At 71.6% G+C, this 16,300-nt stretch carries 11 protein-coding genes; 8 read left to right on the top strand and 3 right to left on the bottom strand.

Annotation, left to right across the window (positions count from 1 at the left end):
- Window positions 1-232: 232 nt before the first annotated feature.
- The 4 genes from AB0D01_RS03840 (at window position 233) to glgB (ending at window position 7,891) form a co-directional block, all read left to right on the top strand.
- A complete protein-coding gene (locus AB0D01_RS03840; protein ID WP_363053361.1) occupies window positions 233-2,227 on the top strand; it encodes an alpha-1,4-glucan--maltose-1-phosphate maltosyltransferase in 1,995 nt (664 codons plus the stop codon).
- A complete protein-coding gene (treS, locus tag AB0D01_RS03835) occupies window positions 2,224-3,966 on the top strand; it encodes a maltose alpha-D-glucosyltransferase (RefSeq protein WP_363053360.1) in 1,743 nt (580 codons plus the stop codon). Before AB0D01_RS03840 ends, treS begins: the two co-directional genes overlap by 4 nt.
- A gap of 158 nt (window positions 3,967-4,124) precedes the next feature.
- Complete coding sequence (locus tag AB0D01_RS03830; RefSeq protein WP_363053359.1) at window positions 4,125-5,558, top strand: maltokinase; 1,434 nt, start codon at window positions 4,125-4,127, stop codon at window positions 5,556-5,558.
- Entirely contained in the window at window positions 5,555-7,891 is a 2,337-nt protein-coding gene (gene glgB / locus AB0D01_RS03825) for a 1,4-alpha-glucan branching enzyme (protein WP_363053358.1), read from the top strand. The genes AB0D01_RS03830 and glgB overlap by 4 nt, the downstream gene beginning before the upstream one ends.
- Before the next feature lie 50 nt (window positions 7,892-7,941).
- Here the strand turns inward: glgB and AB0D01_RS03820 are convergent, their stop codons facing one another.
- Window positions 7,942-8,301: a thioredoxin domain-containing protein gene (locus AB0D01_RS03820; RefSeq protein WP_363053357.1), complete on the bottom strand. Its 360-nt coding sequence runs from the start codon at window positions 8,299-8,301 to the stop codon at window positions 7,942-7,944.
- 96 nt (window positions 8,302-8,397) lie between these two features.
- Window positions 8,398-8,817 (bottom strand): MerR family transcriptional regulator, encoded by a 420-nt coding sequence (locus AB0D01_RS03815; RefSeq protein WP_363053356.1) that lies wholly within the window; start codon window positions 8,815-8,817, stop codon window positions 8,398-8,400.
- A gap of 316 nt (window positions 8,818-9,133) precedes the next feature.
- Here AB0D01_RS03815 and AB0D01_RS03810 point away from each other — a divergent pair, with 316 nt between their 5' ends.
- The gene (locus tag AB0D01_RS03810) at window positions 9,134-9,859 is read left to right on the top strand and encodes a helix-turn-helix domain-containing protein (protein WP_363053355.1); all 726 of its coding nucleotides are present in this window, start codon (window positions 9,134-9,136) and stop codon (window positions 9,857-9,859) included.
- Between the two features lie 128 nt (window positions 9,860-9,987).
- Here the strand turns inward: AB0D01_RS03810 and AB0D01_RS03805 are convergent, their stop codons facing one another.
- Entirely contained in the window at window positions 9,988-11,013 is a 1,026-nt protein-coding gene (locus tag AB0D01_RS03805; RefSeq protein WP_363053354.1) for an ATP-dependent 6-phosphofructokinase, read from the bottom strand.
- Between the two features lie 367 nt (window positions 11,014-11,380).
- On the opposite strand from AB0D01_RS03805, the gene pta reads away from it, so the two are divergent.
- The 3 genes from pta to pyk all read left to right on the top strand — a co-directional run bounded on the left by pta (window position 11,381) and on the right by pyk (window position 16,246).
- Window positions 11,381-13,471, top strand: a complete 2,091-nt coding sequence (gene pta, locus AB0D01_RS03800; RefSeq protein WP_363053353.1) for a phosphate acetyltransferase — start codon at window positions 11,381-11,383, stop codon at window positions 13,469-13,471.
- Between the two features lie 67 nt (window positions 13,472-13,538).
- Window positions 13,539-14,753: an acetate kinase gene (locus AB0D01_RS03795; protein ID WP_363053352.1), complete on the top strand. Its 1,215-nt coding sequence runs from the start codon at window positions 13,539-13,541 to the stop codon at window positions 14,751-14,753.
- Between the two features lie 62 nt (window positions 14,754-14,815).
- Window positions 14,816-16,246 (top strand): pyruvate kinase, encoded by a 1,431-nt coding sequence (pyk, locus tag AB0D01_RS03790; protein ID WP_363053351.1) that lies wholly within the window; start codon window positions 14,816-14,818, stop codon window positions 16,244-16,246.
- Window positions 16,247-16,300 lie beyond the last annotated feature (54 nt).

Raw genomic sequence — 16,300 nt, 5'->3', positions numbered from 1 at the left:
GGTCGGGGCGTGAGTGGGAAGGGCTGAGCGGGTACACGCGGTACACGCACGGCGCACCCGCCCACCACCTTTCCCCGCCACCCGAGTGAACGCGGACAGGAGCGGCCATGCCCGCAGCCCAGCCGTCTTCCGAGCGGCTAGAAACAGAGCGAACAGAGCGTGCACTACCGGCTGTGATTCCTGCCGGCCTGTTGTCACCGAGCCCTGCGAACTGCCCCCAGGTGATCCCATCATGATCGGTCGCATTCCCGTGCTGGACGTCCGCCCCGCCGTCGACTGCGGCGCCAGACCCGCCAAGGCGGTGGTCGACGAGGTCTTCGAGATCTCCGCCACCGTGTTCCGAGAAGGCCACGACGCCGTGGCCGCGCACGTCGTCCTGCGCGATCCGAGCGGGCGGCTGCGCCCGCCCGTACCGCTGCGCGAGCTGGCCCCCGGCACCGACCGGTGGGGAGCCCGCGTGTCCGCCGAGGTCGAGGGGAGGTGGACGTACACCGTCGAGGCGTGGAGCGATCCCGTCGCCACCTGGCGGGCGACCGCCGCCGTCAAGATCCCGGCGGGCATCGACACCGGTCTGACGCTGCTCGAAGGCGCCGAGCTCTACGAACGGGCCGCCGCCAAGGTCCCCAAGCGCGACGGGCGCGAGGCCGTGCTGGCCGCCGCCGACGCGATGCGCGACGAGGACCGGCCCGTCGAGGCGCGCCACGCGGCGGCGCTCGCGCCCGCCGTGGACGCGGCGCTCGCCCGGCGCCCGTACCGGGAGCTGGTCAGCGCCGCCAAGCCGCTGTCCCTGCTGGTCGAACGCAAGCGGGCCCTCTTCGGTTCCTGGTACGAGATGTTCCCCCGCTCCGAGGGAGCGGTGGTGGAGCCCGGCTCGGCTCCCGTGAGCGGTACCTTCGCCACCGCCTCCGAGCGGCTGCCGGCGATCGCCGCGATGGGCTTCGACGTCGTCTACCTGCCGCCGATCCACCCCATCGGATCGACCTTCCGCAAGGGTCCCAACAACACGCTTTCGGCGGGGAGTTGGGATCCGGGGGTGCCCTGGGCCATCGGCTCCCCGGAGGGCGGGCACGACGCGGTCCACCCGGACCTCGGCACGATCGAGGACTTCGACGCCTTCGTCGCGCGCGCCCGCGAGCTGCGCCTGGAGATCGCGTTGGACTTCGCCCTCCAGTGCTCCCCGGACCACCCGTGGGTGGACAAGCACCCGGAGTGGTTCCGCCACCGGGCGGACGGCACGATCGCGTACGCCGAGAACCCGCCGAAGAAGTACCAGGACATCTTCCCGATCCACTTCGACACCGACATGGCGGGGATCGTCGAGGAGACCTGCCGGGTCCTGCGGTACTGGATGGACCACGGCGTCCGGATCTTCCGCGTCGACAATCCGCACACCAAGCCGGTCGTGTTCTGGCAGAAGGTGATCGCGGACATCAACAAGTCCGATCCCGACGTGATCTTCCTGGCCGAGGCCTTCACCCGGCCGGCGATGATGCGCGCCCTCGCGGCGATCGGTTTCCAGCAGTCGTACACCTATTTCACCTGGCGCAACACCAAGGCCGAGCTGACCGAATACCTGACGGAACTGTCCGACACCCGTTCGGCTTCCGTGATGCGCCCGAACTTCTTCGTGAACACCCCGGACATCCTCCACGAGTACCTCCAGCACGGCGGGCGGCCCGCCTTCGAGGTCCGGGCCGTGCTGGCCGCCACCCTCTCCCCCACCTGGGGCGTCTACGCCGGCTACGAGCTCTGCGAGAACGAGCCGCTGCGCGAGGGCAGCGAGGAGTACCTGGATTCGGAGAAGTACGAGCTGCGCCCGCGCGACTGGGCCGCCGCCGAGCGCGAGGGCCGTTCCATCGCCCCGCTGATCACCTCCCTGAACCGGATGCGCCGGCGCAATCCCGCCCTCCAGCAGCTGCGCGACATCCACTTCCACTCGACCGACAACGAACAGGTGATCGCCTATTCGAAGCACGCGGGGAGCAATTCCGTACTGGTGGTCGTCAACCTCGATCCGCACCACACCCAGGAGGCGACGGTCTCGTTGGACATGCCGGTACTCGGCCTCGACTGGCACGGGTCCCTCGCGGTGCGCGACGAGCTCACCGGCGAGACCTATCACTGGGGCAGGGCGAACTACGTGCGCCTGGAACCGGGCCGCACGCCCGCGCACGTACTGGCCGCCCTGCGACCGTCCCCGCCCACCGGAGGGTCACCCACCACATGATGATCAACGATCCCGTCCACGACACCTTCGAGGACACCCCCGCCAAGGACCGCGATCCCGACTGGTTCAAGCGGGCGGTCTTCTACGAGGTCCTCGTCCGCTCCTTCCACGACAGCAACGGCGACGGCGTCGGTGACCTCAAGGGGCTCACCGCCAAACTGGACTACCTCCAGTGGCTCGGCGTCGACTGCCTGTGGCTCCCGCCGTTCTTCGCCTCGCCCCTGCGCGACGGGGGCTACGACGTGGCCGACTACACGTCCGTGCTGCCCGAGTTCGGCGACCTCGCCGACTTCGTGGAGTTCGTGGACGCCGCGCACACCCGCGGCATGCGGGTGATCATCGACTTCGTCATGAACCACACGAGCGATCAGCACGAGTGGTTCCAGCAGTCGCGCAAGGACCCGGACGGCCCGTACGGCGACTACTACATGTGGGCCGACAACGACAAGCAGTACCAGGACGCCCGCATCATCTTCGTCGACACCGAGACCTCGAACTGGACGTACGACCCCGTACGCAAGCAGTACTACTGGCACCGCTTCTTCTCGCACCAACCGGACCTCAACTACGAGAACCCGGCCGTCGTGGAGGAGATCATCTCGGCACTGCGCTTCTGGCTGGACCTCGGCATCGACGGCTTCCGCCTCGACGCCGTGCCCTACCTCTACGCGGAGGAGGGCACCAACTGCGAGAACCTCCCCCGCACCCACCGCCTCCTCAAGCGGGTCCGCGCCGAGATCGACGCGCACTACCCCGACACCGTCCTGCTCGCCGAAGCCAACCAGTGGCCCGAGGACGTCGTCGACTACTTCGGGGACTACACGAAGGGCGGGGACGAATGCCACATGGCGTTCCACTTCCCCGTCATGCCGCGCATCTTCATGGCGGTGCGAAGAGAGTCCCGCTACCCCGTCTCCGAGATCCTGGCGAAGACCCCGGCCATCCCGGACCGCTGCCAGTGGGGCATCTTCCTGCGCAACCACGACGAGCTGACCCTCGAAATGGTCACGGACGAAGAGCGCGACTACATGTACGCCGAGTACGCCAAGGATCCGCGCATGCGGGCCAACATCGGCATCAGGCGCCGCCTCGCCCCCCTCCTGGACAACGACCGCAACCAGATCGAGCTGTTCACCGCCCTGCTGCTGTCCCTGCCCGGCTCGCCGATCCTCTACTACGGCGACGAGATCGGCATGGGCGACAACATCTGGCTCGGCGACCGCGACGGCGTCCGCACGCCCATGCAGTGGACCCCGGACCGCAACGCCGGTTTCTCCTCCTGCGATCCGGGCAGGCTGAACCTGCCGGTCATCATGGACCCGGTCTACGGGTACCAGGTCACCAACGTCGAGGCGGCCATGGCGTCGCCCTCCTCGTTGCTGCACTGGACCCGGCGACTGATCGAGATCCGCAAGGCCAACCCGGCCTTCGGACTCGGCTCGTACACGGAACTCCCCTCGTCCAACCCGGCGGTGCTCGCGTTCCTGCGCGAGTTCGGGGACGACCTGGTGCTGTGCGTGCACAACTTCTCGCGCTTCGCGCAGCCCACCGAGTTGGACCTGCGGTCGTTCAACGGGCGGGTCCCCGTGGAACTCACGGGCGACGTGCGCTTCCCGCCGATCGGCGAGTGGCCGTACCTGCTGACCCTGGCGGGCCACGGCTTCTACTGGTTCCGCCTGCGAAGCGAGACGCGGAGCGAGCCGCGCAACGAGCGGCGGAGCGTTCCGCGGAGCGAGTAACCGAGCGCGAAGAAGGGGGCGGGTCGCCCGAACGGGTCAACCGCCCGCCCCTGTACGGATCATCCTGACCCGACACTCGCCCATACCGGAGAAGCAACTGCCGCACATCCGGGACACTCTGCGCATTCTTTGACGGCCCGGGGAAAGGACGCGACGCCATGTCGGAGGCTGCATCCGCCCGGAGCCGGCTCACCGCCGACCGGGCCGGCGGGCTCGGCCCGCTGGATCCGATGCTGCGGGCCTGGCTGCCCGCACAACGCTGGTTCGCGGGCAAGGGCCGCGCCATCAGCAGGCTACGGACCGTCTCGGCGGCCGAACTCCTGCCGCCCGGCTCCACGCCGGGCCTGCTCCACCTCCTGCTCGACGTGGACGGGGACTGCTACCAACTCCTGCTCGGCAGCCGCCCGTCACCCCTGCCGCCCGCCCTGGCACCCGCCCTGATCGGGCACCCCCAGGAAGGCCCGTACGCGGGCCGGGCGATGTACGACGCGCTGGGCGACCCCCGGCTCGCCGCACTCCTGCTGGAACGGTTGCGCGCCCCCGGATCCCTGGGGCCGCTGCGCTTCGACCGCGACCCCGAGGCCCCCGTCCCGGCGGGGCTGACCCCCCGGCCGCTGTCCGGGGAGCAGACCAACTCCTCCCTGATCTACGGGGACGCGTACATCCTGAAGGTGTTCCGCCGCGTGGGGCCGGGGGTCAACCCGGACCTGGAGCTGCCCAGAGCCCTGGCCGCCGCCGGCTGCCGACGCGTGCCCGCGCCGGTCGCCTGGTACGAGGCGGACCTGCCCGGCGGAGAACCGTTGACCCTCGGCGTGCTCCAGCCCTACCTGCGCGGCTCCCACGACGGCTGGCAGCTCGCGCTGCGCAGGCTCGGCGCCGGAGCGGACTTCACCGCCGAGGCCCACGCGCTCGGCCGGGCCACCGCCGAGGTCCACAGCGCCCTCGCCGACGCCCTGCCCACCCTGGCGCTCGGCCCCGAGCAGACGGCCCGCCTCGCGGCCGGCATGACGGCCCGGCTGGCCGCCACCGCCCGCGAGGTGCCCGCCCTGCGCCCCTACGAGGCCGGCCTGCGCGGGGCCTTCGACGCCCTGGCCGCCTCCCGCGGGGCCGGGGTCCCCGCCCAGCGCATCCACGGGGACCTCCACCTCGGGCAGACCCTGCGCACCGTCGACGGCAGTTGGGCGCTGATCGACTTCGAGGGGGAACCGGCCCGGCCCCTCGCCGACCGGCGCCGCCCCGAACCGGCCGTGCGCGACATCGCCGGGATACTGCGTTCCTTCGACTACGCGGCGCGCTCGCACCGGCCGTTCGCCCCCGCCTGGGCGGACGCCTGCCGCTCGGCGTTCTGCGAGGGCTACGCCCGCACCACGGGCCGCGACCCCCGCGAGGACCCGGTGCTGCTGCGCGCCTACGAGACCGACAAGGCGGTGTACGAGGCCCGCTACGAGTCCCGCCACCGCCCCGACTGGCTGCACGTGCCGATGGCCGCGATCCGCCGGCTGTCGGAGCCGCAGCGCCCCGCCCACCGCATGCCCCCGCCGACCCCCGGCAGCACCCCCCACCCGAAGCCCCCGAGGAGGCCGCTCGCGTGAGCGCCGCACGACAGTCGTCCCCGCCCCCGACCGTCCGCGAGGAAGCCGCACCGCCACCGCCCGCCGCGGCGCCCGCCGAGGTGCCGGCCGCGCCCCCGGTCGAGGGCCCGGCGCGGGGGACCCGCACCCCGAGGGCCCGGCGTGCCGCGCCGTCCCGGGGGGTCCGGCCGGCGCCGGCGCTCGGCGCGGAGGAACGGGCCCGGCTGTTGGAGGGCCGCCACCACGATCCGCACGCGGTGCTGGGGGCCCGTACGCAGCGCGGCGGGGTGGCGTTCCGGGTGCTGCGGCCGTACGCGAAGGCGGTGACCGTCGTCGCGAAGGGGCTGCGCGCCGAGCTCTTCGACGAGGGGGACGGGCTGTTCTCCGGGCTGCTGCCGCTGACCGGGGTGCCGGACTACCGGCTGCTGGTGGCGTACGACAGCGACGAGGTGGAGGTCCACGACCCCTACCGGTTCCTGCCCGCCCTCGGCGAGCTGGACCTGCACCTGATCGGCGAGGGCCGGCACGAGGAGCTGTGGACGGCCCTGGGGTCGGAGCCGATGGAGCACCAGGGCGTGGCGGGGACCCGCTTCACGGTGTGGGCGCCGAACGCGCAGGGCGTGCGGGTCACCGGGGACTTCTCGTACTGGGACCCGGTCGCCTACCCGATGCGCTCGCTCGGCTCGACCGGGGTGTGGGAGCTGTTCCTGCCGGGGGTCGGCGAGGGCACCCTGTACAAGTACGACATCACGCGGCCGGACGGCGGCCACACCCTGCGCGCCGACCCGATGGCCCGTCACGCGGAGGTCCCGCCGGCGAACGCGTCGGTGGTAACGCGGTCGCGCTACGAGTGGCGGGACGAGGCGTGGATGGCCGCGCGCGGCGCCCGGCCCCCGCACCAGGCCCCGCTGTCGGTGTACGAGCTGCACCTCGCCTCGTGGCGGCCGGGGCTCAGCTACCGGCAGTTGGCGGAGCAGCTTCCCGCGTACGTGAAGGAGCTGGGCTTCACGCACGTGGAGTTCATGCCGGTCGCCGAGCACCCCTTCGGCGGCTCGTGGGGCTACCAGGTGACCGGGTTCTACGCGCCGACCTCGCGGATGGGCACCCCCGACGAGTTCCGCGGCCTGGTGGACGCCCTGCACCGGGCGGGGATCGGGGTGATCGTCGACTGGGTGCCGGCGCACTTCCCCCGCGACGCCTGGGCGCTGGCCGAGTTCGACGGGCGGCCGCTGTACGAGCACCAGGACCCGCGGCGGGCCGCGCACCCCGACTGGGGGACCCTGGAGTTCGACTACGGGCGCAAGGAGGTCCGCAACTTCCTCGTCGCCAACGCCGTGTACTGGTGCCAGGAGTTCCACGTGGACGGGCTGCGCGTGGACGCGGTGGCCTCGATGCTGTACCTGGACTACTCGCGCGGCGAGGGCGACTGGACGCCGAACGCGCACGGCGGCCGGGAGGACCTGGACGCGGTGGCGCTGCTCCAGGAGATGAACGCGACGGTCTACCGGCGCTGCCCCGGGGTGATGACCATCGCGGAGGAGTCCACGGCCTGGGACGGGGTGACGCGGCCGACGGACGCGGGCGGGCTGGGGTTCGGGCTGAAGTGGAACATGGGGTGGATGCACGACACGCTGCGCTACGTGTCGAAGGAGCCGGTGCACCGCAAGTACCACCACCACGACATGACCTTCGCGATGGTCTACGCGTTCAGCGAGAACTACGTCCTGCCGATCTCGCACGACGAGGTCGTGCACGGCAAGCGCTCGCTGGTCTCGAAGATGCCCGGCGACTGGTGGCAGCAGCGGGCCACGCACCGCGCGTACCTGGGCTTCATGTGGGCCCATCCGGGCAAGCAACTGCTCTTCATGGGGCAGGAGTTCGCGCAGGGTTCGGAGTGGTCGGAGAGTCACGGACCGGACTGGTGGCTGCTGGACTCCTCCTACCCGGCGGCCGGTGATCACCGGGGCGTGCGGGACCTGGTGCGCGACCTGAACCGCGCGTACGGGGCGGCGCCGGCGCTGTGGGAGCGGGACACGGTCCCCGAGGGCTTCGCGTGGGTGGAGGCGGACGCGGCCGACGACAACGTGTTCGCGTTCCTGCGGTTCGCCCAGGACGGCTCCCAGCTGCTGTGCGTGTCGAACTTCTCCCCGGTGGTGCGGCACGGGTACCGGATCGGGGTGCCGGAGGAGGTCCCGCTGTGGCGGGAGGTCCTCAACACCGACCTGGAGGCCTACGGCGGCAGCGGCGTCCACCACGGCCGCGCGTTGAAGCCGGAGCCGGTGCCGGCCCAGGGGCGGGCGGCGAGCCTGCGGATGACCCTGCCGCCGATGGCGACGGTCTGGCTCAGGCCCTAGGTCGCGGGGGACGGCCCGGGTCGGGTCGGGGCCGTCGTCCCGGTGCCGGCTCAGGTCGTGACGTCCGCGCGCCGCTCCAGGTGCTCCTCCAGTTCCTGGAGCAGCCTGCGCTTGGCGCGGGCGCCGACCAGCTGCCGTACGGGTTCGCCGTCGCGGAAGAGCAGCAGGGTGGGGGTGGCGAGGACCCCGTGGGCGGCGGCGGTGGCGGAGTTGCGGTCCACGTCGATCCGGACCACCTTCAGCCGGTCCCCCTCCTCGGCGGCGATGGCACCGAGGACGGGGGCGAGCTGGCGGCAGGGGCCGCACCAGTCCGCGGTGAACTTGACCAGGACGGGGCGGCCCCGCTCCTGGAGTACCTCGGCGGCGAAGTCGGCGTCGGTCACTTCGGGCACACCGTGTGCGTGGATCATGGGGTTCCCCTCCGGTGGTTCGTGTCGGGTGTCGGGTGCGCGCGTCCCGCGTCGTGCGTCGTGCGTCGCGTGCCCGCGTCGTGCGCGGGGCCGCGGTCAGCCCGTCATCTCGCAGCGCGGGGCGGGCGGCTCCCCGTCGGCCGCTCCCCCGTCGGCCGCTCCGGCCGTCGCCTCGGCGTCGGCCAGCTGCCGGGCGACGGTGGCGCGTACGTCGGCCAGCCGGTCGATGAGGCCGTCCAGCTCGGCGAGCTTGCGCCGGTACACGGCCAGGGAGGCCGGGCAGGAGTCCCCGGCCGGGTGGCCGGCGCGCAGGCAGTCGACGAAGGGGCGGGTCTCCTCCAGGTCGAAGCCGAAGTCCTGGAGGGTGCGGATCTGACGCAGCAGGCGCAGGTCGTCCTCGTCGTAGTCGCGGTAGCCGTTGTCGGCCCGCCGGGCGGCCAGCAGCCCGCGTGATTCGTAGTACCTGAGGGTCCGCGTGCTGGTGCCGGCCCGCTTCGCCAGTTCGCCGATGCGCATGGACCGACCGTATTGCTTGACGCCGACGTCAAGGCAAGGGCTGTGGGAGCGAGGGCTGCGCGAGCGAGGACCGTGGGGCCCTCGCCACCCCCGTGCGCGAGGGCCCCCGACAGTGATCACGTACGGGGTGGGCGGCCGGTTCGGGCCGTGTGACGCGGATCACTCGACGAGTCCGAGGACCCGCCTGAAATGGAGTGGCCGGATCCGTACGCTGTGGATGGATCTTCCGACGATCCGATTACCGGACAGTCGCAGGGAAACCCGGCCAAAGCACCGAACTCCATAGGACTTTCCTACGAGTTATGGCCTTGTTTGAATGGTCTGTAGTCGCCACCCCTCGGACACTCCTACGGTGTGGCGTGTGCACTCCAGCCCCCCTTTCAATGCCCCCGCCGCGCGGCGCCTGCGCGCGGCCCTGGGCATGGCTCCCGGCCACGTCGCCTACGGCCTGAGAGCCCAGTACGGCCTGCTCGTCGCACCCGAGACCGTGATGGCCTGGGAGCGGGGCGAACAGTCGCCCACCTCCACCGAACTCACCGCGCTCGCCGGTGTGCTCTGGTGCTCCCCCGGGGAGCTCCTCGCCGAGCCCGTCACCCTGCGGGAACACCGCATGGCGCGCGGGCTGGACCCCGACGACCTCGCCCGCAGGATCGGCGTGGACGCCGGCGCGTACCAGAAGATGGAGGACACCGGGCGCTGGAAGGGCAACGAGCGGCAGTCCGCCGCCCTCGCCTCGGTGCTCGGCCTGAGCCTCGCCCAGTTCGTGACGGCGACCGGCAAGCACGAGGAACTCGCCGACCTGCTGCGCAGCGCGGTCACCACGCGCTGGCAGGCCTACGTGAAACCGCTGTCCAAGCTGCTGCCGGTGCCCAAGGCCCACCTGGAGCGGGCCTTGGAGACGCTCCACAACGACTACCAGTCGCGGATGGTCGCCACCCTGAGCTGGGGCGGCGGCGCGGGCACGGCCGGCGCCGGGGACGCGGGGCGGGAGTTCCTCGCGGAGATCACGGACCGGTTCTGGGCCCTGGTCGGCGGTGCGTGACCGGTCACATCGAAGCCGCCCCGGGGACGCGGAACGGCCCCGGACGCTTCCCTCGCGGGGGTGCGTCCGGGGCCGTTCGGCGTACAAGAGGGGACGAAGGTCCCGGCCCGGCGGGGCGGGCGGCCCGGTCAGAAGACCGACTCGGCCTCGTACATCCGGTCGTCCGGGACGGTCTTCAGCTCGGTGACGGCCGAGGCCAGCGGGGCCATGACGATGTCGGTGCCGCGCAGGGCGGTCATGTTGCCGAACTCCCCGCGGTGCACGGCCTCGACGGCGTGCCAGCCGAAGCGGGTCGCCAGGACGCGGTCGTAGGCGGTGGGGGTGCCGCCGCGCTGGACGTGGCCGAGGATGACCGGACGGGCCTCCTTGCCGAGGCGGTGTTCGAGCTCCACCGCGAGACGGTTGCCGATGCCGGCGAAGCGTTCGTGACCGTACTGGTCGATGGCGCCCTTCTCGTACGGCATGGAGCCCTCGGCCGGGTGCGCGCCCTCGGCGACGCAGATGACGGCGAACTTCTTCCCTCGGGCGAACCGTTCCTCCACCATCTTGACCAGGGCGTCCACCTCGAAGGGGCGCTCGGGCAGGCAGATGCCGTGGGCGCCGCCGGCCATGCCCGACTCCAGGGCGATCCAGCCCGCGTGGCGGCCCATGACCTCGACGACCATCACGCGCTGGTGCGACTCGGCGGTGGTCTTCAGACGGTCGATCGCCTCGGTGGCCACCATCACGGCGGTGTCGAAGCCGAAGGTGCGGTCCGTGGAGGAGATGTCGTTGTCGATGGTCTTCGGTACGCCGACGACCGGCATCCCGGCGTCCGACAGCATCCGGGCCGCCGTCAGGGTGCCCTCGCCGCCGATGGGGATCAGCGCGTCGATCTCGTAGCGCCGGGCCAACTCGGCGGCGTTCTCGGCGGCCTCGTGCAGACGGGCGCGCTCCATGCGCGCTGAACCCAGAATCGTGCCGCCGCGGGCCAGAATGCCGCTGACGGCGTTGATGTCGAGGGGACGGTAGTGGCCGTCGAGGAGGCCCTTGAAACCGTCCTCGAAGCCGATGACCTCGTCCCCGTGACCGACGACGGCCCGGTGCACGACCGAACGGATGACGGCGTTCAGGCCCGGGCAGTCGCCGCCTGCGGTGAGAACTCCGATGCGCATCGTCCTGTGTCTCCTGCTCCTGGTCGTACCGGGCCGTACACGTGCGGGCGGACGGCCGTACATATGAAGGGCGTATTGATGAAGCCTGTCCGATTGTTCCACGGGGCGCACGGGGCGCGCGCTGCGCGCCGGACGGCCCCCGGGCCTTTCGGCCCTCTCGGCCGGGCCGTTTTCCCGGCGGGCGTCCTATCCACCCGCAGAGGTATTGTCAAGAGGTCAAGCCCACCCTAACCGGGACAACAGAGCGCCGGCCCACCCGCAGCGGAGTGGGGCACCGTGACGCGCCGGCGGGCGCTGACGAGCACCGACAGCACAGCACTGACCACACTGACACTGACCACAGACCTTCATGGGACGGAGAGCACGCGTGACGCGCAGCGTGTACGTGACCGGGATCGAGCGGGGGGACGGCCGCCAGGTCGTCGAGCTGGGGATCATGGAGCTCCTGACCCGCCAGACGGGCCGGGTCGGCGTCTACCGACCGTTGCTGCACGACGGGCCGGACCGCCTCTTCGACCTCCTCAAGGCCCGCTACCGGATCGACCAGGACGCCGCGACGGCGTACGGCATGGAGTACCACGAGGCCTCCGCGATCCTCGCGGAGAAGGGGACCGACGAACTGGTCTCCCGACTCGTCGACCGCTACCACCGCATCGCCCGCGACTACGAGGTCATGCTCGTCCTCGGCACCGACTACGCCGACACCAACCTGCCCGACGAGCTCGCGCTGAACGCCCGCCTCGCCAACGAGCTGGGCGCGGTCGTCGTGCCGGTCGTCGGCGGCACCAAGCACCCGGCGGAGGCGGTACGCGCCGAGGCCCGCAACGCCTACCGCGCCTACGAGAGCCTGGGCTGCCACGTCGTGGCGATGGTGGTCAACCGGGTGGCCCCCGAGGACCGCGACCCCATAGCCGAGCGGCTCTCCGCCCGCCTCCCCGTGCCCTGCTACGTCCTGCCGGACGACAAGTCCCTCTCCGCCCCGACCGTCGCCCAGATCACCCGGGCGCTCGGCGGCGAGGTGCTCCTCGGTGACGACGCGGGCCTCGCGCGCGACGCCGTCGACTTCGTCTTCGGCGGGGCGATGCTGCCGAACTTCCTGAACGCCCTGACCCCCGGCTGCCTGGTCGTCACCCCCGGGGACCGCTCGGACCTGGTCGTCGGCGCGCTGGCCGCCCACACCTCCGGCACCCCGCCGATCGCGGGCGTCCTGCTGACCCTGAACGAGCGCCCGAGCAAGGACATCCTGACGCTGGCCTCGAAGCTGGCCCCGGGCACCCCGGTGGTCTCCGTCGCCGGCAACAGCTTCCCGACCGCCGCCGAACTCTTCTCGCTCCAGAGCCGGTTGAACTCCGCGACCCCGCGCAAGCTGGAGACCGCGCTCGGCCTGTTCGAGCGCCACGTGGACACCGCCGAGCTGCGCGACCTGCTGTCGGTGGCCCGCTCCGAGCGGGTCACGCCGATGATGTTCGAGCACGAGCTGCTGGAGCGGGCCCGTTCCCAGCGGCGCCGGGTCGTCCTGCCCGAGGGCACCGAGGAGCGTGTGCTGCGCGCCGCCGACGTGGTGCTGCGGCGCGGGGTGTGCGACCTGACGCTGCTGGGCGAGGAGCAGGCGATCCTGAAGAAGGCCGGCGACCTCGGCATCGACATCACGGGCGCCCAGCTCATCGACCCGGCGACCTCCCCGCTGCGGGAACGGTTCGCCGAGTACTACGCGCGGGCCCGCGCCCACAAGGGGATGACGGTCGAGCTGGCCAACGACGTGGTCACCGACGTCAACTACTTCGGCACCCTGATGGTCCAGGAGGGCCTCGCGGACGGCATGGTCTCCGGTTCGGTGCACTCCACCGCCGCCACGATCCGCCCGGCCTTCGAGATCATCAAGACCAAGCCGGAGGCCTCGATCGTCTCCTCGGTCTTCTTCATGTGCCTGGCCGACCGGGTGCTGGTCTACGGCGACTGCGCGGTCAACCCGGACCCCGACGCCGAGCAACTGGCGGACATCGCCGTCCAGTCGGCCGCCACCGCCGCCGCCTTCGGGGTCGAGCCGCGGATCGCGATGCTCTCGTACTCGACCGGCACCTCCGGCTCGGGCGCGGACGTGGACAAGGTCCGCAAGGCCACCGAGATCGTGCGCGCGCAGCGCCCCGACCTGGCGGTCGAGGGGCCGATCCAGTACGACGCCGCGGTGGAGCCCTCGGTCGCGGCGACGAAGCTGCCGGACTCCGACGTGGCCGGCCGGGCCAGCGTGCTGATCTTCCCCGACCTCAACACGGGCAACAACACGTACAAGGCCGTGCAGCGTTCGGCGGGCGCCGTCGCGGTCGGTCCGGTGCTCCAGGGTCTGCGCAAGCCGGTCAACGACCTCTCGCGCGGCGCGCTGGTCCAGGACATCGTCACCACCGTGGCGATCACCGCGATCCAGGCGCAGTCCCCGGCCGGCGGCGCCCCCACCGCCTGAGCCCGGCCCGCGCCCCCCGCACCCCGCCTTCCCCCCACCCCGTCCACGACCAGGAAAGACCCTCATCGTGACCGCATCGCGCGTACTCGTCCTCAACTCCGGCTCCTCGTCGGTGAAGTACCAGCTCCTCGACATGGCGGACCGCTCCCGCCTCGCCGTCGGCCTGGTGGAGCGCATCGGCGAGGAGACCTCGCGGCTGACGCACGAACCGCTGACCGGACCGGGCGCGGCCGGCGGCCGGCGCGAGCGGACCGGTCCGATCGCCGATCACGAGGCCGCGCTCAAGGCGGTGGCGGCGGAGCTGGCCGCCGACGGGATGGGGCTGGACTCCCCCGAGCTGGCCGCCGTCGGCCACCGGGTGGTGCACGGCGGGACCCGGTTCAACCGGCCGACGGTCATCGACGACGAGGTGCTGGCGGAGATCCGCAGCCTGATCCCGCTCGCCCCGCTGCACAACCCGGCGAACGTGACGGGCATCGAGGTGGCCCGTTCCCTGCGCGGGGACCTCCCGCAGGTCGCCGTCTTCGACACGGCCTTCCACTCGACGATGCCGGAGCACGTGGCCCGGTACGCGATCGACGCCGCGACCGCCGACAAGTACTCCGTCCGGCGGTACGGCTTCCACGGCACCTCCCACTCCTACGTCTCCCGCGCGACGGCCGCCCTGCTGGGCCGGCCGGTGGAGGACGTGAACGTGATCGTGCTGCACCTGGGCAACGGCGCGTCCGCCTCGGCCGTGCGCGGCGGGGTGTGCGTGGAGACCTCGATGGGGCTGACCCCGCTGGAGGGCCTGGTCATGGGCACCCGGTCGGGCGACCTGGACCCGGCGGTCATCTTCCACCTGGCCCGGGTGGGCGGGCTGTCGATCGACGAGATCGACTCGCTGCTCAACAAGAAGAGCGGTCTGCTGGGGCTGTGCGGCGACAACGACATGCGCGAGGTGACGCGCCGGGCGGAGGAGGGCGACGCCTCGGCCCGCCTCGCGCTGGACGCGTACGTCCACCGGCTGAAGAAGTACATCGGCGCGTACACGGCGGTGCTGGGGCGGGTGGACGCGGTGACCTTCACGGCGGGCGTCGGCGAGAACGCGGCCGGCGTCCGGGCGGCGGCCGTCGCCGGTCTGGAGGAGCTCGGCCTCGCCCTGGACCTGGAGGCCAACGCGGTGCGCTCCTCCGGGCCCCGGCTGGTGTCGGCCGAGTACGCCCGGGTGGCGGTGGCCGTGGTCCCGACCGACGAGGAGCTGGAGATCGCCACCCAGGCGTACGCGTTGGTTACCGAGTAGTCACTTGGACTTTCCACCAGACGGAATATTCCGCTACGAAACAAACGGATAGGATCCGCTCCATGCGCCGTTCCAAAATCGTCTGCACGCTGGGCCCCGCCGTCGACTCGTATGAGCAGCTGAAAGCGCTCATCGAGGCAGGTATGAACGTGGCCCGATTCAACTTCAGCCACGGGTCCCAGGCAGAACACCAGGAGCGGTACGACCGCGTCCGGAAGGTCTCCGAGGACACCGGGCGCGCCGTCGGCGTCCTCGCCGACCTCCAGGGTCCGAAGATCCGTCTGGAGACCTTCGCCGAGGGTCCCGTCGAGCTGGTGCGCGGTGACGAGTTCACCATCACCACCGAGGACGTCCCGGGCGACAAGTCCATCTGCGGCACCACCTACAAGGGCCTCCCGGGCGACGTCGCCAAGGGTGACCAGGTCCTGATCAACGACGGCAACGTCGAGCTCCGGGTGACCGAGGTCGAGGGCCCGCGGGTCAAGACCATCGTCATCGAGGGCGGTGTCATCTCGGACCACAAGGGCATCAACCTGCCGGGTGCCGCCGTGAACGTCCCCGCCCTGTCGGAGAAGGACGTCGACGACCTGCGCTTCGCCCTGCGGATGGGCTGCGACATGGTCGCGCTGTCCTTCGTCCGCGACGCCAACGACGTCAAGGACGTCCACCGCGTCATGGACGAGGAGGGCCGCCGGGTCCCCGTCATCGCCAAGGTCGAGAAGCCGCAGGCCGTCGAGAACATGGCGGCCGTGGTCGACGCGTTCGACGCGGTCATGGTGGCCCGCGGCGACCTCGCCGTCGAGTACCCGCTCGAAAAGGTCCCGATGGTCCAGAAGCGGCTCATCGAGATGTGCCGCCGCAACGCCAAGCCGGTGATCGTCGCGACCCAGATGATGGAGTCGATGATCACCAACTCGCGCCCGACGCGCGCCGAGGCCTCCGACGTCGCCAACGCCATCCTCGACGGCGCGGACGCGGTCATGCTGTCGGCCGAGTCCTCGGTCGGCGCCTACCCGATCGAGACCGTCAAGACGATGTCGAAGATCGTCACGGCGGCCGAGGAGGAGCTCCTGTCCAAGGGTCTCCAGCCGCTGGTGCAGGGCAAGAAGCCGCGTACGCAGGGCGGCTCCGTCGCCCGCGCGGCCTGCGAGATCGCGGACTTCCTGGACGCGAAGTCGCTCGTCGCCTTCACCCAGTCCGGCGACACGGCCCGCCGCCTGTCGCGCTACCGCGCCTGCCAGCCGATCCTGGCGTTCACCACGGACGTCAACACCCGCAACCAGCTCACGCTGAGCTGGGGCGTCGAGTCCCACGTCGTCCCGCACGTGGACAGCACCGACGCCATGGTCGACCTGGTCGACGCCGAGCTCTCGAAGCTGGGCCGGTACAACGAGGGCGACACCATGATCATCACCGCCGGCTCGCCCCCCGGCGTCCCCGGCACCACGAACATGGTCCGCGTCCACCACGTCGGCGGCGGCACCCGCGCCTGACGCCTGACGCCACGACTCTGCCGCACAGAGCGAGGGCGGCACCCCGATCGGGGG

It is taken from the genome of Streptomyces sp. NPDC048606, assembly GCF_040650855.1.
In the GTDB taxonomy this organism is placed as follows: domain Bacteria; phylum Actinomycetota; class Actinomycetes; order Streptomycetales; family Streptomycetaceae; genus Streptomyces.
Note: the sequence above shows the minus strand (reverse complement) of the source record. Positions and strands in the feature narration are given on the sequence as shown.